Consider the following 17418-nt stretch of genomic DNA (forward strand, 5'->3'; position numbering starts at 1 on the left):
GGTCTTCTCCTGTCGATCGCTCACAGCATCACGTCGCCGCTGTTGGGGCCGAGCGTCTGCCCGACGTAGAGGTTGCCTCCCGGCTCGCTCGCCAGCAGAAGCACGCTCGGCGCCACCTCAGCCGGCGCCCCGGTGCGGCCCAGCGGCAGCGCCTTCGCGGTCTCGGAGAGGGTCTCCGCGCTGAGCGTCGCCGAGAATCCCGTGTCGATCGGGCCCGGGGCGACGGCGTTGACCAGGATGCCCTCACCGGCGACCTCGCGGGCGAGCGCCTTCGTGAAGCCGATGACGCCCGCCTTCGCGGCGGCGTAGTGGGTGAGGCGCTCGCGTCCGCGCTGCCCGACCTGGCTCGCGATGTTGATGATGCGGCCTCCCCCGGCCGAGCGCAGGTACGGCAGCACCTCACGGCATCCCAGGAAGACGCCGCCGAGGTTGATCTCGACCACCCTGGTCCACTCCGCCAGCGACATCTCGTCGATGGGCGACTCGGTGATCATGCCGGCGGAGTTCACCAGCACATCGATCCCGCCGAGCCGATCGGCGGCTTCGCGGAACGCGTCGACGACCGAGCGCTCGTCGGAGATGTCGATCGCGACGGCGAAGGCCGTCCTCGACTCCCGCCGAAGCCGGTCCGCGAGCGCCTGTGCGGCGGCGAGGTCGTGGTCGGCGACGACCACCGCCCCTCCCTCGGCGGAGAGGAGCTCGACGATCGCCTCGCCGATGGCACCGGCACCGCCGATGACGACAACGCGCCTGCCTGCGATTCGACCGTCGTGTTTCGTGCTGTTCATGCTGTTCGCTTCCTGATCGTTCACTTCGTCGCCGCGCTCGGCTCCGGCACGAGGCCGGCGATGCGGATGATCGCCTCGGGCAGCCGCATCGGCTGCCCGATGAGGCTGCCCGCCGCATCGCCGAGCAGGCGGAATCCGCGGGGATACCAGACCTCCTCGCCGCCGAAGGTCTCTGTCTCCCCGCCCAGCTGCGCGGCGATCGTCTCGGCGATCTGGCGATGCGTGGGCAGCTCGGTCACCGCGTCGTACGTGGGCTGGAGGTGCTCGACGGTGGCCAGCGCGGCGAGCAGCTGCGCGCAGTCCCGCACCCACACGATCGGCTCGCGCTGATTCTCGTTGCAGCGGATCGGCTCGCCGTGCACCGCCTGACGCACCATCTCGTGCAGCGGGTTGAACGTCTCGCGTCCCTCGCCGTACGTCGAGCCGATGCGGACCGAGCTGATCTGCATCGGAGTGGTTGCCCGGTAGAAGTCGGCGAGCATCTCGCCGAACTTCTTGGTGAGTCCGTAGACCGAGTCGGCGAGCGGCTCCCCGACGCCCTCGGTGGCGTATGCCGCCACCGAGGCGCCGTAGATCAGCCGTGCGACGCCGCTGTCGGCAGCCGCGCGGATGACGTTGAGCGTGCCGACGCAGTTGATGTCGACGACCGCTCCGGGGTCGTCGGTCAGCAGCATCGGTCCGGAGACCCCGGCGAGATGGAACACGACGTCCGGAGCCGCGTGCGCGATCACGCTCCTCACCAGCTCGGCATCCCGGATGTCGACTCGGGCGTCGTCGTGCTCCAGGCCGACGACCTCCCAGCCGAGCTCCTCGAGCCGATGCTGCAGCGCGGTGCCGATGAACCCTCGGCGGCCCGTGACCAGTGCCTTCATGTGCCGGTCTCCTCCGGGTCAGTCGCGCGCCAGCGCAGGATCGGCCTCGCCCTGGGCATCCGGTGCGGGAACGATGATCACGCGTCCGCGGGAGATCACCAGGTGCAGCACCAGCCCGAGTCCTGCGCCGATGAACCATCCGTAGTTCGTCAGTGCTCCGAAGGCGGGGACGACGGCGATGGTGAGCGCGATCGCGCTGGCGGGAATGAACGCCCACAGCGTCTTCAGGCTCACGCCGCGGTTGTAGTAGTAGATCGATTCGGGCGTCGGCATGAACATGTGCCGCAGCGCGAAGGACTGCCGGCGCACGAGATAGAAGTCCGCGATCATGATGCCGAACAGCGGCCCGATCATGGCGCCGAGGCTGCCGAGGAAGTATCCGACGACGATCGGGTTGTTGAAGTAGTTCCACGGGGTGACGACGACCGCGATGAGCGCCGTGAAGAAGCCGGCCCGCCGGAAGCTGATTCGTCGCGGCGCGATGTTCGAGATGTCGAATGCCGCCGACACGAAGTTCGAGATGATGTTGACGCCGATCGTGGCGAGCGTGAAGCCGCCGGCGAAGATGTAGAACAGCAGGTCATTGCTGACGTGCGTCATCAGGATGCCTGGATCCTTGATCGCCTCCTGGTCGATGCCCGTCAGCACCTGCGCCGCGGCGCCGGTGGTGAGCACCGAGGTGACGGCGAACAGGGTCCAGTTCAGCGGCGCGCCGATCAGTGTGCCGATCTTGACGCTGCGCTCGTCCTTCGAGAAGCGCGCGAAGTCGGCGTAGTTGAGCATCACGGGGGCGAGCTGCGAGACGACCTGCGCGGCCACGAGGGCGATGAGCCCGATCTTCGCGGCCAGGTCGAACGACGCGCCGCCCACGCCGGTGAACCAGTCGAACGACCAGCCGGCCTCGTTGAGGAAGTACACCATGGCGCCGAGCATCATCACCCAGATGATCGGGCCCGCCCACCCCTGCACGTGGCGTACGGCCTCCATGCCCTTCTGCACGACGTAGAGCTGGATGAGGGAGAGCAGCAGGAAGCAGATCCAGCCGCCGACGGCGAGGTTGAGGATGACCGGGGCACCAGGCGCGCTGAGATCGCCGAAGGCGGGCCACAGTCGCGTCACGATCGCGTTGAGCGCGATCGAGGCGAGGTAGGTCTGCACGCCGTACCAGGCGATCGCGACGATCCCGCGGATGACGGCGGCGACGTTCGCGCCCCAGATGCCCCAGGTGATGCGACTGATCACCGGGAACGGGCTTCCGGTCTTCTGACCGATCAGTCCCGACAGCACGCAGCCGATGCTGAGCAGCACGCAGCCGATGAAGATCGCGACGGTCATGTCGAAGGCGCTGATGCCGAGGGTGAGGAAGATGCCGGCGGCCCACGTGTAGCTCGCCGCGTTGTGGGCGACGTTCATCCACAACGACATCAGGTGGTAGACGTTCCATGTACGGCGACTGCGGGGCACCGGGGCGAGGTCCTCGTTGTAGAGGCGACCCGCGGGGTCGGTCTCGACCAGGCCGGTGAGCGACTCGCCGTTCCAGCGGTCTTCGGTGCGGACTTCTTCGTCCATCGTTGCTTTCCTGTTCCTGAGGGGTGCCGTGGGGTTGCCCGGGGGCATGACGACGCGGCTGTGCGGGGAATGCGCCGGCGCGGGGTCAGCGCCGGTGGGGTGGTGCGGCGATCACCGTGTCCGGGCGCCGTCACATCGGTCACGCAGATTTCCACAATTCGAAATCTTTGTTTCGTTCTGCTGTCTTCCTCGATTGTCGGCCAGTCAGGGGGCGCTGTCAAGGCGATTCAGCATTTTTGTAATACAAGATCTCTGCAGACTGGGCTCGAATCTTGATCTACAAGGCCATTTTGTTAGACAAACACGATGCATCCGTGCCCATGGATAATGAAGGGGTGACCTCCCGCGAATCTCCTTCCGCCGCTCCCGGCATCCCGCTCGAGGTCGCCGACGGCGGAACCGTTCCGCATGGTGGTCGCCGCGACTGGATCTACGAACGGATCCGACGCGGGGTCATGACCGGCGAGTACCCCGCCGGCATGCGGCTGAACGAGATCCGCCTGGCGCAGTCCTTCAACGTCTCGCGGGTGCCGCTGCGCGAGGCCTTCCACACCCTCGAGCGCGACGGCTTCATCGACCAGGAGCCCCGGCGCAGTGCGGTCGTCACCGCGTGGACCCCGCAGCGGGTCGATGAGCTCTTCGACGTGCGCCTCGGCCTCGAGATCGAGGCGACCGCCGTGGCCACGCGGCACCGGTCGCCCGAGGCCGTAGAGGCGCTGCGCGACGTCGTCGCCGCCGAGCACCTCGCCAGCACGGAGGGACGCATGCTGGACCTCGCCGAGACCAGCGCACGGTTCCACACCGAGATCGTCGCGATCACCGGCAATCAACTGATGTCGCGTTTGATGGCCCAGATCGCCCAGCGCATGACATGGCTCTTTTACATGACATCGGCCCGCGGGCCTGAGCAGGCGTGCGTCGAGCACCTCGAGATCGTCGAAGCGATCGCTTCGGGCAACGAGGCACTGGCCCGGTCGATCGCCCATGCGCACATCGAGAAGGGGCGTCAGCCTTCGCTGAACGTCCTCTCACTCGGCTCCCCTGCCGATCAGCGCGAATGACATCGGAAACGAGAGAAGCCACCGGGATTCCGGTGGCTTCTTCTGTGGACCTAAGGGGATTCGAACCCCTGACCTCCTCGATGCGAACGAGGCGCGCTACCAACTGCGCCATAGGCCCGTGAACAGGATTCAGGTTATCACGTGCTCAGCCGGCTGCTCGCCGTGCCAGCAGCTGACGCACGTGAGCCTCGATCTCCGCGTCGTCGACGACTCCCATCGAGGCATACGGCGACGCTTCGGCGGCAGCGGGTGCGACGGGCAGCGCGGTCGGCGCCGGCGGTGCCAGCTCCTCCGCCCGACGACGCAGCTCTGCCCGCCGTGCGGCGCGCTCGCGCTCGGCTCGGGCATCGATCTCAGCCTGAGCGGCCTGAGCTCGCGATCCCGTGACCGTCACCAGCTGCTGCGGCAGCGGGCGAGGAGTCCAGACAGCCGGACCCTGATCGTGAAGCGGCGGGGAGACGCGCTCGGCGACGGGCTCCGCGACGGGACCAACCGCGCGTCGCCCACGGCGACGCGAAACCTCGGCCATGCGCACCAGAACGGCGATGCCGAGCGCAGCGAGCACGAGGCCGGCGGCGGCCAGCATCCATCCGCCTGTGACGATGGCCTGCCAGGCGCCGAACCCGAGCATGCCGAGAGCGAGCACGAGCACAGCAGTGGCCGTCAGTCGCACTCGACGGCGTGCCCGCGCCTGACGCAGCACCGGGTCACGACGGGTCGCGGCGAGCTCTTCGCGCAGACGCTCGAGCTGCGCGCTCTCCTTCTCGGCCTGCACCCGCTTGGCCAGCCTCTGCTGCGCCAGCGCGGTGCGCGCCGTGAGCTCGAGGCGCACCTCGTCGGGGGTCTCACTCGTCTCGGCAAGCACGCGGAGGGCCTGATTGAGTCGCACGGCGTTGCGCTCGGCGGCGTAGTACTGATGGCGTCCTCGCCAGCTGGGCACGAAGTAGAGCACCCAGAGCAGCACGGCGACGACGACGATCACGCCCCCACTCAGCACCGGCCCATCCATGCAGTCCACGGTAGCGCGACCGCCCGGTCAGTCCCGCTCATTCCCCCGCGTGTGTCGCCCGCTCGACCAGGTCAGCTCTGCATCGCGTCGTGCGGCGGAATGGCGGCCGCCTCCTGCGGGGCCGATCCGCTCACCCAGCGGGCGAGCACCCCGCGCGGCACCTCGTCCTGCGTGAGCGCGAACGCGTAGTGGTCGCGCCAGTCGCCGTCGATGTGGATGTAGCGGCGGCGCAGCCCTTCGTACCGGAAGCCCAGCTTCTGCACCACGCGCAGGCTGGCGTGGTTCTCGGGGCGGATGCAGATCTCCATCCGGTGCAGACCGAACTGATCGAACGCGGCGTCGGTCGCCATCGCGACGGCGGTCGGCGTGATGCCACGGCCCGCGAACCGCTCGCTCACCCAGTACCCGATCGTCGCCGACGCCAGTGATCCGCGGGCGATGCCCCATACGTTCAGCTGTCCTGCCACCTCGCCGTCGTACTCCATCACGAACGGATAGCCGGCGCCATCCCGATGCTGCTGCAGCAGGCGCCTGATCCCGGCGCGCATGTCGAAGCCCGCGGTGCCGCCAGGGATCGTGGCCTCCCAGGGCTGCAGCCACGCGCGGTTGTCGAGCAGCTCGCGCTGCAGCACCCGCGCATCGCGGGGCTTCACCAGGCGCAGACCGACCGGGCCGTAGCGCATCACCGGCAGGACGTCAGTCGGCATCGCATCCCCCGTGGCTCAGAGACCGGCGGCGAACTGCTTGAGCCACGGACGCAGCTCCCCGCCGAGGTCATCGCGGTCGGCGGCGAGCTGAACGATCGCCTTGATGTAATCCGCGCGATCGCCGGTGTCGTAGCGACGTCCGCCGAACACCACCCCGACCACGCCTGGACCGTCCGGATCGGCCGCGAGCTCCTGCAGCGCATCCGTCAGCTGGATCTCGTCGCCCTTCCCCGGCTCAGTGCGCTCGAGGATGTCGAAGACGGCAGGCGGCAGCACGTAGCGTCCGATCACCGCGAGGTTCGAGGGGGCGTCCTCGGGCGCGGGCTTCTCGACCAGGGCATCCACCCTCACGACGCCCTCGACGTCGGTCGACGTGGCATCGGCCGCGCCGTACATGTGGATCTGCGCCGGGTCGACCTCCATGAGCGCGACGACCGCCGCGCCCGTGCGCTCGTGCGTCGCGATCATCTCCGTGAGCAGCGCATCGCGCTCGTCGATCAGGTCGTCACCCAGGAGCACGGCGAAGGAGCTGTCGCCGACGTGCGTCCTGGCCCGAAGAACCGCATGGCCGAGTCCCTTCGGCTCACCTTGACGGACGAAATGGATGTCGGCGAGATCGCTCGACGCGATCACCCGCTCGAGCCGCCCGTGATCGCCCTTCTCCTGCAGGCGCACCTCGAGCTCTGGCACCGAGTCGAAGTGATCGGAGATCGCGTTCTTGTTGCGGCCGATGATGACGAGGATGTCGTGGATGCCGGCGGCGACCGCCTCCTCCACCACGTACTGGATGGCCGGCTTGTCGACGACGGGCAGCATCTCCTTCGGCAGCGCCTTCGTCGCAGGCAGGAACCGCGTTCCGAGGCCTGCGGCGGGGATGACCGCCTTCATCGTGCTCATGCGGTTCAGCTTAGCCGCGGGTCACGCTCGCGACTCGGCGGGTTGCAGGACGCGCCGCCGTATGATCGGGGCATGCGGAGCGAAGCAGAACAGCAGAAGCGCGCGCTGCGCGCCGACCTGCGCGAACGTCGCCAGATCCTCTCCGAGGCCCAGCGCGACGAGGCATCCGCGGGAATCGCCGCCCAGCTCGACGCCCTGGTCGCCGCCCACGACGCCCGATCGGTATCGTGCTTCCTCTCCACCACCACCGAGCCGGGCACGATGCTCTTCGTGCAGGCGGCGGTGCGCAGGGGCATCCGGGTGCTGCTGCCGATCACCCGCGCCGACGGCCTACTGGACTGGGCCGTCGCCGACGACTCCGGCGCCGTCGCCGAGGGCCTGTTCGGTCTTCTCGAGCCGACCGGCGAGGTGCTCGGGCCGATCGCCGTGAACGACGTCGACCTGATGATCGTCCCCGCCGCTGCGGTCGACAGGGACGGCACCCGCCTCGGCTGGGGACGCGGGTACTTCGACAAGACTCTCGGATCGATGGAGCGCCGCCCGCCCGTGTACGCGGTGATCTATGATTCCGAGGTACTCGATTCGCTGCCGCGCGAAGTGCACGACCAGCCGGTCGATGGCATCGTCACCCCGACGCAGACCATCGCCCTGTCGCCCGCGCGGAACTGACAGGAGCATCCATGCCCACCTACGCCTATGCGTGCACGGCCTGCGACCACCGCTTCGACGCTGTGCAGTCCTTCACCGAGGAGTCCCTCACTCTCTGCCCCGAATGCGGCGGCGCGCTGCGCAAGCAGTACGGGTCGGTCGGGGTCACTTTCAACGGCTCGGGCTTCTATCGCACGGACTCGCGCGGAAATACTGGCATCTCGGACGCGCCTTCGGCATCATCTAAGGCGGAACCTTCGACGGGAACCAACCCGGCGCCCGCGAAGGCCCCGGCCTCGACCTGAGGTCGCGCACCTCCAGGGGGAGTCCATGTTCCAGGGATTCAAGGAATTCATCACCAAGGGCAACGTCATCGACCTGGCCGTCGCCGTGGTCATCGGCGGCGCGTTCACGGCGATCGTCAACGCGGTCGTCTCGAGCATCATCAACCCGCTGGTCTCGCTCTTCTTCAAGGCAGACGCGACCGGCAAGTTCGGCCCTCAGCTGCAGAGCATCTACGGCGAGGCGGTCACCTTCCCGCTCGGCGACCTGATCTCGGCGATCATCAGCTTCCTCGCCGTCGCGCTGGTCGTGTACTTCGTCTTCGTCGTCCCGATGAACAAGTACAAGGAGCGCCAGGCGGCCAAGAACCCCGCCGTCGAGGAGGAGACCCTGCCGACCGAGCAGGAGCTGCTCATCGAGATCCGCGATCTGATGCGCCGCGACGCCGACGCACGCTGACCCGACTCGCTCGTCACCGACGCCCTGCCCCTCCGGGGGCGGGGCGTTGTCGTGTCGGGCAGACGGCTCAGTAGTGCGGCGGCACCTCGCGCAGCATCCGCTCGTCGTTCGGTCCGCGTTCCGCAGGCGGCGGGGCCGAGGGGTCCTCCCTCGCGTGCGGTTCCGACGTCGTGCCCTCGACGGGCGTGAGCTTCGCCCGCCGAGCGCCCGCGACGCGAACGATCCGCTGTCGCTCGTCAGTCATCGAGATCGAGCGGCTGCGTGTCGTTCTCGGCGCGCACCGCATCCTCGTCGATGCCCAGCACGGACCCGATGCGCCGCGCGACCGTGGCCGGGTCGCTGTAGAGGTCGAACGCGTGCACGCGCACGTAGTGCCAGCCGAGCCTGCGCAGCACCTGCGGGCGCAGTCGAACGCTCTCACGCAGCGACTCCCCACTGGTCTCGGGGTCGGATTCGATCACGACCGCCCGGCCGTCATGCTGCGCGACGAGCGGCAGCAGTCCGCGGTAGTCGACGTCGACCGAGGCGCCGAGGCGACGCAGCTCCCTGGCCAGCGCGAGGGTGAGCGGGTCGGCGAGGTCCTCGAGACGCGCGTCTCGACCGCGCGCCGCGAGCCCGCCGAGGATCGACATGAGCGTGGATGCCCCGTGCTCGAGACGCCCCTCGTCGAATGCCGACGGGCGGATGCACGAGACGATGACCATCGAGCGGCGGGCCCTCGTCATGCCGACGGTGAGCAGCCGCTCGCCGTCCTGCTGCGACAGATCGCCGAAGTCGCTGAGCACGCGGCCGTGCTTGGTGAGTCCGAAGCCGAGCGAGAAGATGACCCGGTCTCGGCTCTCGGCGACCGATTCCTCCAGCGTGAGCACGGCGAAGGGCTCGGCGGTGTCACGGCCCACGAAGTCCGCCACGTCCGAGCGCCCTGCGAAGGCGGATGCCACGGCCGCGCGCACCCGCTCGGCGTGCCGCCTGCTCGCGGTGATCACCATGAGCGATTCGCTGGGGCGGTGGATCGCGTGCTCGACCGCCAGGGTCACGACCCGGGCCACTTCGGCATCCGGGCTCTCGACCGCTCCCGACTCGGGGTCTGGCGTGCCCACTCCCCCCTCGACGTAGTCGACGGTGAGACTGCCCCGGCCGAGGTACGAGCCGGCCCAAGGGAGCGAGACGATCTCGCCTCCGTAGAAGGCGTCGTTGATGAGCTCGGCGAGATCCTCGCCGCCCGCACGGTAGCTGCGGGTGAGGGTCATCACGGGGAAGAGCTCGGCGAGGCGCTCGAAGATCGAGACGTCGTCGAACTCGACCTCCGGCTCCCAGTCGGGGTCGCTGACCGTCGCCACGGTGAACGGCGTGGGACGCTGCGTGACGGGGTCGCCGAAGGCGACGATCTGACGCGCGCGGCGGATCGCCGGCGCCGTCTCGGCGAGGTTCACGGCGGCGGCATCCACCAGCAGCACCGCATCGAACTCGACCGAGTCGGGGATCAGCGGCACCTCGTACGGCGATGCGATCCAGACGGGCGCGAGCACGCGGGTGAGGTCGGGCGCGGCGGCGACGATCTCGGCCGTCGTCGCATCGCCGCTCTTCAGGGCTCTGCGCAGGTGCGCCGCCTGCTCGGGCTCGTCGACGATGGCGATCCGCCACTGACTGGCGAGGTTCCAGGCGAGCAGCGGGCCGGCCATCGCGGTGTGCGCCTCGTCGACGAGCCTGAAGTCGCGCTCGAGACGGTCGACGACGGCGGTGTTCGCGCCCAGCAGCGACCGATCGTCCTGCAGGGCGCGCTCGAGCAGGGACTGCCACCACGCGAACTCGAGCTCGGCGGACACGCGCTCCTCTGGCACGTGCCGCACCGAGAGGTCGGAGAGCAGCGGACGCAGGCCGAGGCCGGCCAGCGCGTCGCGGATCTGGGTGCGCTCGACGAGGTTGTCGAACACGGCTGAGCGCGCGGCGAGTCCGGACAGGGTGCGCACGAGGCGTGCGACCGGCAGCGAGCTGAGCGGCTCGCGTCGGCCGAGTGCGTGATCGAGGTCTGACAGTTCCGCCGAGACCCGCTGCCAGGCGACATGGACGTCGGAGAGGCCGAGCGGCACCTGCGGCGCGACGCCGGCCTCGACGTAGCGCTGCCACTGGGTGCGCTGCTGCTGGATGCGCAGCAGCGCCTCGTGCATCTCCGAGACGTGCGCCCCTGGGCGCACATACTCGCGAGCGAGCTTCTTGAGTCGGCGACGGTTGGCCGACGACATACCCGGCGCATCGCGGCGCGAGCCGTGCGCCTGGATCAGTTCGCCGAGGGGGCGCTCGAAGACCGTCGGGCTGAAGCGGTCGAGCGAATCCCGGATGCCCTGCAGCAGCCGCACGTACTCGCCCAGCTCGTCGATCGTGCCGAACGGGCGCATGCTCGTCTGCGCGATGAGCTCGTACCCCCGCTCGAGCAGCGATGGCACGGCCGAGCCATGCAGGCGCCCGGCCAGCTCATGCGCCTTCTGCGCGGCCTCGGCGCTGTCGAAGCTGACGCCGTACCAGGGCGAATCATCCGGCCCGAAGCGGAACTCGCCCAGCTGCGCCGCGCGCGTGAGCGATCGGGCGGCGTCGCGGCGATCGCCTGCGAGCTTCTCGAGGGTCTCCATCGACAGCCGGGCGCCGGTCGACGGCGGCACGGGCAGCGACGCGAGTCGCGTGAGCTCCCTTGTGGCGTCGAGGACGGATGCCCCGGTGCGGCCCACCGGCTCGGCGAGGGCTCTGCGGTAGTCGCGCAGGACGGTGCGCAGGCGCACCAGCGCCTCATCCAGCTCCGCGGCCTTGGGCTGCGTCGCCTTCTCGCTGCGGGTGATCGCGGCGATCAGATCGCGGCGAGCGCGGCTCGGCGAGACGGCGAGCCCGTCGAGGCCGACGCCGGCGAGCCGGTGCCTGACCCCGTCGAGAGTCGAGCGTCGCGCCGAGACGACCAGGACTCGTCGTCCCGAGCGGACGAACGCGCCCAGGGCGTTGATCACCGTCTGCGTGCCGCCGGTTCCGGGGAGCGTCGAGACGACGAGGGAATGGCCGGCCGCGATGCGGGCGAGCACCTCCTCCTGCTCGGAGTCCGCGTCGAGCAGGAGACTCTCCGATGCCGGAGCCCGATCGTCCGGCCCTGCGGTGGCGGGGAGCTCTCGAGGCGCGGTGACCTGCTCGCGGTCGCCGACGTGACCGCCGAGCGCGTTCAGCACCGGATGGTCGAGATCGACCATGTCGCGCACCATGGCGTCGGCGACGTCGGCGAACGTCGAGACGACCAGACGGGGATGCACGGCGAAGGTGTCGATGGAGTGGGTGAGAGCACGCAGCTGGTCGATCACCGGCTGCGGCTTGAAGATGCCGCCGTCGTACGCGAGGGATGCCAGGCCCGCGGGATCGAGCTCGAGCCCGAAGTGCTCGCGTGCGACGCGCACGAGCTCGGGGTTGACCTCGAAGCGGCCGTGCAGCTTCAGCTCGAAGTCGGTGTGGTGCCGACGGATCGCCAGTGGGCGCAGCAGCACCGGCGCGGCGAAGTGCGCGCCGCCGATGCGCCAGCGCGCTATGCCGACCGCGAGCCGCACGGCCTCGATGCCGCGCACGGTGCGCAGCTCGGTGTTGCGCGCGGTGATCCGCTCCGCGGCCATGCGAGCCGTGCGCAGCCCCACCTCGTCGCGGAACAGGTTGGACAGCAGCGTGGAGCGGCCGGTGATGAACTGCGGCAGGCTGCCGGGGTGCGCCTTCGAGATGTCGATGACGGACTCTGGAGCATCGGCGAATCCGGTCAGCGGAGACGCGCCGCCGAGATCGGCGGCCTGTGCGCGCAGGCTGGTGCGTCGCTCCTCCGCAGCGTGAGCGATGCCGACGCCGGTCGAGGAGTCGCTCAGATCACCGAGAGTCACTGCGGCCTGCTGGTCCGCGCTCTCCGCGTTCTTCGCCTCTCGTCGCCACACACCGCAAGCCTAGGCGCGACACGCGCGACCAGCGGTATTCCGGGCCGTTTCGCTGCGATTCTGCCAGTGGTCCCGTCGATGCACTCCCCTGCACAGAGGGCGGGACGCGCGAGTTGTCCACGTCGGCCGTGATATCGGCGTCTCGCCCTCGCTCTGCAGAGCAGGATGGGGGCATGAGTTATCGCTACGACTTCGCGCCGACGCCGTTCGGCGATGCCCTCGCGGTCTTCTCGGATGACGGCATCGTGAGCTTCGATCTGTCGGAGTCGGCCGACCCCGGTGTTCCGTGGCTGCTCGAGAGCGTCAGCCGGCGCCTCGGCGCTGTGCCGGAGGCGACACCGGGAGCGGCGGACGAGCTGACGGAGGCTCTCGATTCGTACTTCGACGGCGAGCCGGTGCGGTTCGACGAGCACTTCGCATTCGACTGGCGCCTCGTCGACGGGTTCAGCCGGTCGGCGCTGCAGACGGTCTGCACCATCCCGTGGGGCGAGACGATGAGCTACGGTGAGGTCGCGGTGCTCGCGGGTAGTCCCGGCGCCGCGCGAGCGGTGGGAAGCGCATGCCGGCAGACGCCGCTGTCTGTGATCGTGCCTGTGCACCGCGTCATCCGCTCCGACGGCGCGCCCGGTCACTATGGCGCGTATCCGGAGCGCAAGCGCTATCTGCTCGATCTCGAGCGCGAGGCCTCGGCGGCGCGCTCGTGAACGAAGCGGAGCCCGGCGTGTAGGCCGCCGGGCTCCGCTCCTGCCGTGCTGGGGACACGGCACTCGGGTATCTCTGGGGAGAGATCTAGTGGTCCACCGCCTTCTCCGCACCATAGCCGGTCAGCGAGCGGACTTCCATCTCTGCTGCGAGAGCCCTCGACTCCGCCGACCTCGCTGTGACCGTTCCGATCCAGCCGAGCAGGAAGCCCAGCGGGATCGAGATGATGCCCGGGTTGTTCAGCGGGAAGATGGCGATGTCGATGCCCGGGATCATCGCCTTCTCGTTGCCCGAGAACACCGGCGAGATCACGATCAGACCGATGGCCGCGATCAGTCCGCCGTACATGCTCCACACGGCTCCGCGCGTGTTGAAGCGCTTCCAGAAGAGCGAGTAGAGGATGGTCGGAAGGTTCGCCGACGCCGCGATCGCGAAGGCGAGGGCCACCAGGAAGGCGATGTTCTGCCCCTGCGCGCCGATTCCGCCGACGATGGCCAGCACGCCGATCACGATCACCGTGCGACGGGCGACCTTCACCTCGCCGTTCGGGTCGGATGCACCCGTCCCGTCCTTGCCTCGCTTGATGACATTGGAGTAGATGTCGTGCGCGAACGACGCGGCCGCGGTGATCGTGAGCCCTGCCACCACGGCGAGGATCGTCGCGAACGCCACCGCCGAGATGAAGCCCATCAGCAGCGGACCGCCCAGAGCCTGGGCGAGAAGCGGCGCCGCGGAGTTCACCCCTCCGGGTGCGGCTGCGATGCGCTCCGGGCCCACCAGGGCACCCGCACCGTAGCCGAGCACGAGCGTGAGCAGGTAGAACCCGCCGATGAGCCAGATCGCCCAGACCACGGAGCGACGGGCCTCTTTGGCCGTCGGCACGGTGTAGAACCGCATCAGAACGTGCGGCAGTCCTGCGGTGCCGAGCACGAGAGCCATGCCGAGCGAGAGGAAGTCGAGCGGATTGGCACCGTACTGCAGTCCGGGTCCGAGGATCTTGTCACCCGAAGGCGACTCCGCCACGGCTGCCTCGAGCAGCGTGTTCAGGCTGAACCCGTGCTGCGCGAGAACCCAGATCGTCATCGCGAGAGCACCCGCGATCAGCAGCACCGCCTTCACGATCTGCACCCAGGTGGTGCCCTTCATGCCGCCGATGAGCACGTAGACGATCATCAGCACGCCGACGATCGCGATCACGAGCGACTGGCCGATCCTGTCGTCGATGCCGAGCAGCAGCGAGACCAGGCCGCCCGCTCCCGACATCTGCGCGAGCAGGTAGAAGAAGCACACCGCGAGGGTGGTCAGCGCCGCAGCCATGCGCACAGGACGCTGCTTCAGGCGGAAGGCGAGCACGTCGGCCATGGTGAACTTGCCGGTGTTGCGCATCAGCTCGGCGACGAGCAGCAGTGCGACGAGCCAGGCCACGAGGAATCCGATCGAGTAGAGGAACCCGTCGTAGCCGTTCAGGGCGATCGCGCCGCAGATCCCGAGGAACGAGGCGGCAGAGAGGTAGTCGCCCGCGATGGCGAAGCCGTTCTGGGTGCCGCTGAACGAGCGCCCTGCGGCGTAGTAGTCGGCCGCTGTCTTGTTGTTGCGGCTGGCACGGATGACGATGAACAGCGTCACGGCGACGAAGGCGCCGAAGATCGCGATGTTCAGCACCGGGTCGTTCTTGACCGCTTCTGCAGCCAGCGGAATCGTCGTCATGACCGGGCCTCCGTCTTCTCGAGCTCTTCTCGGATCTCGGTCGCAATGGGGTCGAGCCTGCGATTGGCGAATGACACATAAGCCATCGTGATGACGAACGTCGTCACGAATTGGCCCAGTCCCATCAGCAGCCCTATGGTGATGTCGCCCCAGACCCGCTGACTCATGAAGTCGGTTGCGAACGCGGCGAGCAGCACATAAACGAAATACCAGATGAGGAAGAGCGCGGCCATCGGGAAGACGAATGACCGCTGCATTCGCTTCAGTCCCTGAAATCTCTCCGATTCCTCGACAGCGATGTAGTCGATTCCCTGAGCGGAATCGCCCGTCGTCGGTTGTGCCATGGGGCCTCCTTGCCACATGTCCATCGTCAGCGTGACGGGGTATCACGCGGTGGTATCGTCGACGCTACGAAACGGGCGGGTGCTGTCGTCACCCCGAAAGTTGGTACCAGTGGACGCGGACAAGCGCATCGGCACGGCCGAGGACCTCGTCGCCGACGGCGTCCGCGAACTGGCTCACCGCACGCGCTTCCCGGTGGCATTCGGCGGACTCATCGAAGACGGGGTCGTGCGGGTGACGAGCATCGTCGGCAACCGCACGCACAGCCTGGACGGCTTGAACGTGCGTCCCGAGCGCGGGCTCGGGGGCCGCGCGATGATCGAGCTGCGACCGCGGATGACCAGCGACTACCGCACGTCGCAGCACATCACCCACGACTACGACGTGTTCGTGCTCGGCGAGGGCCTGCGCACTCTGCTCGCGCTGCCGATAGTCGTGGAAGGACGTCCTCGCGGCGTGCTCTACGCCGGCGCGTGGGAGGAGACCCCGATCGGCGGCGTGACGACCGCGCCGGCGATGAGCGTGGCCCAGAGCGTCGCGAACGAGCTGCACATCCGCGACGAGGTCGAGCGCCGTATGCGATCGATGAGAGCGGAGCCTGCGCTGGAGGGCTCGCACCTCGAAGATCTCAGGGAGAGCTTCGCCGAGCTGCGCAGCATCGCCGCCTCGGTCGCCGACGAGAAGCTGCGAGAGCGCATCGCCGCCGTCGAACGACGCCTCGTCGGCGCCGCCGCCCCTGAGCCGTCTGCCGTGACGGGAGCGATCAGCACGGTGCGACTCTCGCCGCGCGAGACGGACGTCCTCGCGTGCGCCGCCCTCGGTGCGACGAATGCGGAGGTCGCCGCGCAGCTCGGATTGAAAGAAGGCACGGTCAAGGCCTATCTCGGCGCGGCGATGTCGAAACTCGACGCCTCCACGCGCCATGCTGCCGTGGCGCGGGCCCGCCGCGCCGGCCTTCTTCCCTGACCGACCGCGAAAATCAATTCGGCGGACATTTCCGGCTGGAATGCGGCCCGTGGATTGCACGGATCAATGCGGGTCGAATAATGTCATCTGCATGGCTCGAAGAATTGTGCATCAACTGGTCGACGACATCGACGGAACGCTGCTCGACGCAGGCGAAGGAGAGACCGTCCATTTCGCATTGAACGGGGTCGCCTATGAGATCGATCTGACGAATTCCCACGCAGAGGAGCTGCGCGATGCGCTCGCTCCGTACATCGAGGCGGGCCGACGTGCGGCGGGCTCCTCCTCTTCCCGCCCGTCGGCGCCCCGCCGCCGTGCCGCTCGCAGCTCGGAGACAGTCGAGATCCGCGAATGGGCGAAGAAGCAGGGCCTGAAGGTCTCGGAGCGGGGGCGGATCGCCGCCGACGTGGTCGAGGCCTATCGCGCCGCGCACTGACATCCGGATGCCGGTGGCCGAGGTTCCGATGGACCTCGGCCACCGGCATGTCGCGGCACGTCGCCCCGGTAGACTTGTGGTGCGCCTTCGTAGCTCAGCTGGATAGAGCAGCCCTCTCCTAAAGGGCAGGTCGCAGGTTCGAATCCTGTCGAGGGCACGATCGTTGAAGGGGCCGCCCGGAGGGTGGCCCCTTCAACGATCTACACCTCTCGTCAGTCGGGCCCCATCGGGCAGGAGGCTCCGCGCGCCGCCCCTCTCCTCCACCCGAACGCACTCGCCCGACTGCGGCGCGCGGAGGGCCCGATGGGGATGCGAGGGCACGCTCCCCCACTGCGGCTCGAGGGCACGCTCCCCCCTATTGCGGCTCGAGCGCACGAGCGCGAAATGCGCTGCGCGGCTAGGCCGCCAGAGCCAAATAGCGCTCCCACACCGGATCTCCGCGCTCTGCACCGCGCACAACCCATGTGCCGCCGTGCGGCGCACGCGGCACCCGACGCAGCTCCCATCCCATCTCCTGCGGCGTGCGGTCGCTCTTCGCGTTGTTGCAGCGCAGACAGCAGGCGACCAGATTCTCCCAGCTGTCCGCTCCCCCGCGAGAGCGCGGCATGATGTGGTCGATGGTGGAGGCCGCCTTGCCGCAGTAGCCGCAGCGATGGTCATCGCGGCGCAGCACTCCGCGCCGAGTCACCGGCTGACGACGCGCGGTCGGCACGCGCACGTAGCGGGTGAGCAGGATCACGACCGGCCGGTCGTAGCGTCTGCGTCCGGCGATGACTGGATCATCCTCCACGCGCTCGATCACGCTGGCCTTCTCATTCATCACGAGAACCATGGCTCTCTTGAACGAGATCACCGTCAGGGGCTCGTATCCGGCGTTCAGGACCAGTGTGCGCATCGTCGTTATCCTCTCGATCCGCCGGGATGGCTTCCCGGCACTCTCGACTCACACGTCGCCGTCGGAGCGGGAGAGGACGCGGATACGAAGAAAGGCGCTGTCTACAGACAGCGCCTTTCGCGCTCGGTCAGACC

At 68.7% G+C, this 17418-nt stretch carries 18 protein-coding genes and 2 tRNA genes; 8 read left to right on the forward strand and 12 right to left on the reverse strand.

Translation table 11 applies throughout. From position 1 onward, the window contains the following. Window positions 1-20: 20 nt before the first annotated feature. Genes FVO59_RS01210 through FVO59_RS01220 form a run of 3 tightly spaced genes read right to left on the reverse strand, consistent with a single transcriptional unit; the run spans window position 21 to window position 3229 of the window. Window positions 21-788 (reverse strand): SDR family NAD(P)-dependent oxidoreductase, encoded by a 768-nt coding sequence (locus FVO59_RS01210; RefSeq protein WP_182253854.1) that lies wholly within the window; start codon window positions 786-788, stop codon window positions 21-23. 20 nt (window positions 789-808) lie between these two features. Next, window positions 809-1660 (reverse strand): NAD-dependent epimerase/dehydratase family protein, encoded by an 852-nt coding sequence (locus FVO59_RS01215; RefSeq protein WP_182253856.1) that lies wholly within the window; start codon window positions 1658-1660, stop codon window positions 809-811. A gap of 18 nt (window positions 1661-1678) precedes the next feature. After that, a complete protein-coding gene (locus FVO59_RS01220; RefSeq protein ID WP_182253858.1) occupies window positions 1679-3229 on the reverse strand; it encodes an NCS1 family nucleobase:cation symporter-1 in 1551 nt (516 codons plus the stop codon). Window positions 3230-3564: 335 nt separating this feature from the next. Here FVO59_RS01220 and FVO59_RS01225 point away from each other — a divergent pair, with 335 nt between their 5' ends. Beyond that, window positions 3565-4290, forward strand: a complete 726-nt coding sequence (locus FVO59_RS01225; protein ID WP_182253860.1) for a GntR family transcriptional regulator — start codon at window positions 3565-3567, stop codon at window positions 4288-4290. 45 nt (window positions 4291-4335) lie between these two features. Here FVO59_RS01225 and FVO59_RS01230 read toward each other — a convergent pair. The 4 genes from FVO59_RS01230 to galU all read right to left on the reverse strand — a co-directional run bounded on the left by FVO59_RS01230 (window position 4336) and on the right by galU (window position 6894). Beyond that, window positions 4336-4408 (reverse strand) — tRNA-Ala (locus FVO59_RS01230). 27 nt (window positions 4409-4435) lie between these two features. Further along, window positions 4436-5299, reverse strand: a complete 864-nt coding sequence (locus tag FVO59_RS01235; RefSeq protein WP_182253862.1) for a hypothetical protein — start codon at window positions 5297-5299, stop codon at window positions 4436-4438. A 71-nt stretch (window positions 5300-5370) separates the two neighbouring features. Next, the gene (locus FVO59_RS01240; RefSeq protein ID WP_182256409.1) at window positions 5371-5982 is read right to left on the reverse strand and encodes a GNAT family N-acetyltransferase; all 612 of its coding nucleotides are present in this window, start codon (window positions 5980-5982) and stop codon (window positions 5371-5373) included. Between the two features lie 39 nt (window positions 5983-6021). Continuing rightward, on the reverse strand, window positions 6022-6894 hold the full coding sequence (galU, locus tag FVO59_RS01245; RefSeq protein WP_259363510.1) for a UTP--glucose-1-phosphate uridylyltransferase GalU: 873 nt from the start codon (window positions 6892-6894) through the stop codon (window positions 6022-6024). An 81-nt stretch (window positions 6895-6975) separates the two neighbouring features. Here galU and FVO59_RS01250 point away from each other — a divergent pair, with 81 nt between their 5' ends. The 3 genes from FVO59_RS01250 to mscL are packed head-to-tail and all read left to right on the forward strand — an operon-like array spanning window position 6976 to window position 8292. Then, the gene (locus tag FVO59_RS01250; RefSeq protein WP_182253866.1) at window positions 6976-7572 is read left to right on the forward strand and encodes a 5-formyltetrahydrofolate cyclo-ligase; all 597 of its coding nucleotides are present in this window, start codon (window positions 6976-6978) and stop codon (window positions 7570-7572) included. A gap of 11 nt (window positions 7573-7583) precedes the next feature. After that, on the forward strand, window positions 7584-7856 hold the full coding sequence (locus FVO59_RS01255) for an FmdB family zinc ribbon protein (RefSeq protein WP_182253868.1): 273 nt from the start codon (window positions 7584-7586) through the stop codon (window positions 7854-7856). A 25-nt stretch (window positions 7857-7881) separates the two neighbouring features. Next, a complete protein-coding gene (gene mscL, locus FVO59_RS01260; RefSeq protein ID WP_182253870.1) occupies window positions 7882-8292 on the forward strand; it encodes a large conductance mechanosensitive channel protein MscL in 411 nt (136 codons plus the stop codon). 67 nt (window positions 8293-8359) lie between these two features. On the opposite strand, the gene FVO59_RS01265 is transcribed toward mscL, so the two are convergent. Both FVO59_RS01265 and FVO59_RS01270 read right to left on the reverse strand, forming a co-directional pair. Further along, complete coding sequence (locus tag FVO59_RS01265; protein ID WP_182253872.1) at window positions 8360-8536, reverse strand: hypothetical protein; 177 nt, start codon at window positions 8534-8536, stop codon at window positions 8360-8362. Beyond that, complete coding sequence (locus tag FVO59_RS01270) at window positions 8529-12185, reverse strand: ATP-binding protein (protein WP_182253874.1); 3657 nt, start codon at window positions 12183-12185, stop codon at window positions 8529-8531. Before FVO59_RS01270 ends, FVO59_RS01265 begins: the two co-directional genes overlap by 8 nt. 224 nt (window positions 12186-12409) lie before the next feature. On the opposite strand from FVO59_RS01270, the gene FVO59_RS01275 reads away from it, so the two are divergent. Next, window positions 12410-12940, forward strand: a complete 531-nt coding sequence (locus FVO59_RS01275; protein ID WP_182253876.1) for a methylated-DNA--[protein]-cysteine S-methyltransferase — start codon at window positions 12410-12412, stop codon at window positions 12938-12940. Between the two features lie 85 nt (window positions 12941-13025). On the opposite strand, the gene FVO59_RS01280 is transcribed toward FVO59_RS01275, so the two are convergent. Both FVO59_RS01280 and FVO59_RS01285 read right to left on the reverse strand, forming a co-directional pair. Continuing rightward, window positions 13026-14645 (reverse strand): monocarboxylic acid transporter, encoded by a 1620-nt coding sequence (locus FVO59_RS01280; RefSeq protein WP_182253878.1) that lies wholly within the window; start codon window positions 14643-14645, stop codon window positions 13026-13028. Beyond that, entirely contained in the window at window positions 14642-14989 is a 348-nt protein-coding gene (locus FVO59_RS01285; RefSeq protein WP_182253880.1) for a DUF485 domain-containing protein, read from the reverse strand. Before FVO59_RS01285 ends, FVO59_RS01280 begins: the two co-directional genes overlap by 4 nt. A gap of 109 nt (window positions 14990-15098) precedes the next feature. Between FVO59_RS01285 and FVO59_RS01290 the strand changes: the two genes are divergently transcribed. The 3 genes from FVO59_RS01290 (at window position 15099) to FVO59_RS01300 (ending at window position 16546) form a co-directional block, all read left to right on the forward strand. Next, window positions 15099-15953 (forward strand): LuxR C-terminal-related transcriptional regulator, encoded by an 855-nt coding sequence (locus tag FVO59_RS01290; protein WP_259363349.1) that lies wholly within the window; start codon window positions 15099-15101, stop codon window positions 15951-15953. Window positions 15954-16044: 91 nt separating this feature from the next. Further along, window positions 16045-16389: a histone-like nucleoid-structuring protein Lsr2 gene (locus FVO59_RS01295; protein WP_182253884.1), complete on the forward strand. Its 345-nt coding sequence runs from the start codon at window positions 16045-16047 to the stop codon at window positions 16387-16389. An 83-nt stretch (window positions 16390-16472) separates the two neighbouring features. Next, window positions 16473-16546, forward strand: a tRNA-Arg gene (locus FVO59_RS01300). A gap of 240 nt (window positions 16547-16786) precedes the next feature. On the opposite strand, the gene FVO59_RS01305 is transcribed toward FVO59_RS01300, so the two are convergent. Next, window positions 16787-17284, reverse strand: coding sequence for an HNH endonuclease (locus tag FVO59_RS01305; protein ID WP_182253886.1), 498 nt, complete (start codon window positions 17282-17284; stop codon window positions 16787-16789). Window positions 17285-17418 lie beyond the last annotated feature (134 nt).

This window comes from Microbacterium esteraromaticum (assembly GCF_014084045.1).
Classification (GTDB): Bacteria; Actinomycetota; Actinomycetes; order Actinomycetales; family Microbacteriaceae; genus Microbacterium; species Microbacterium esteraromaticum_D.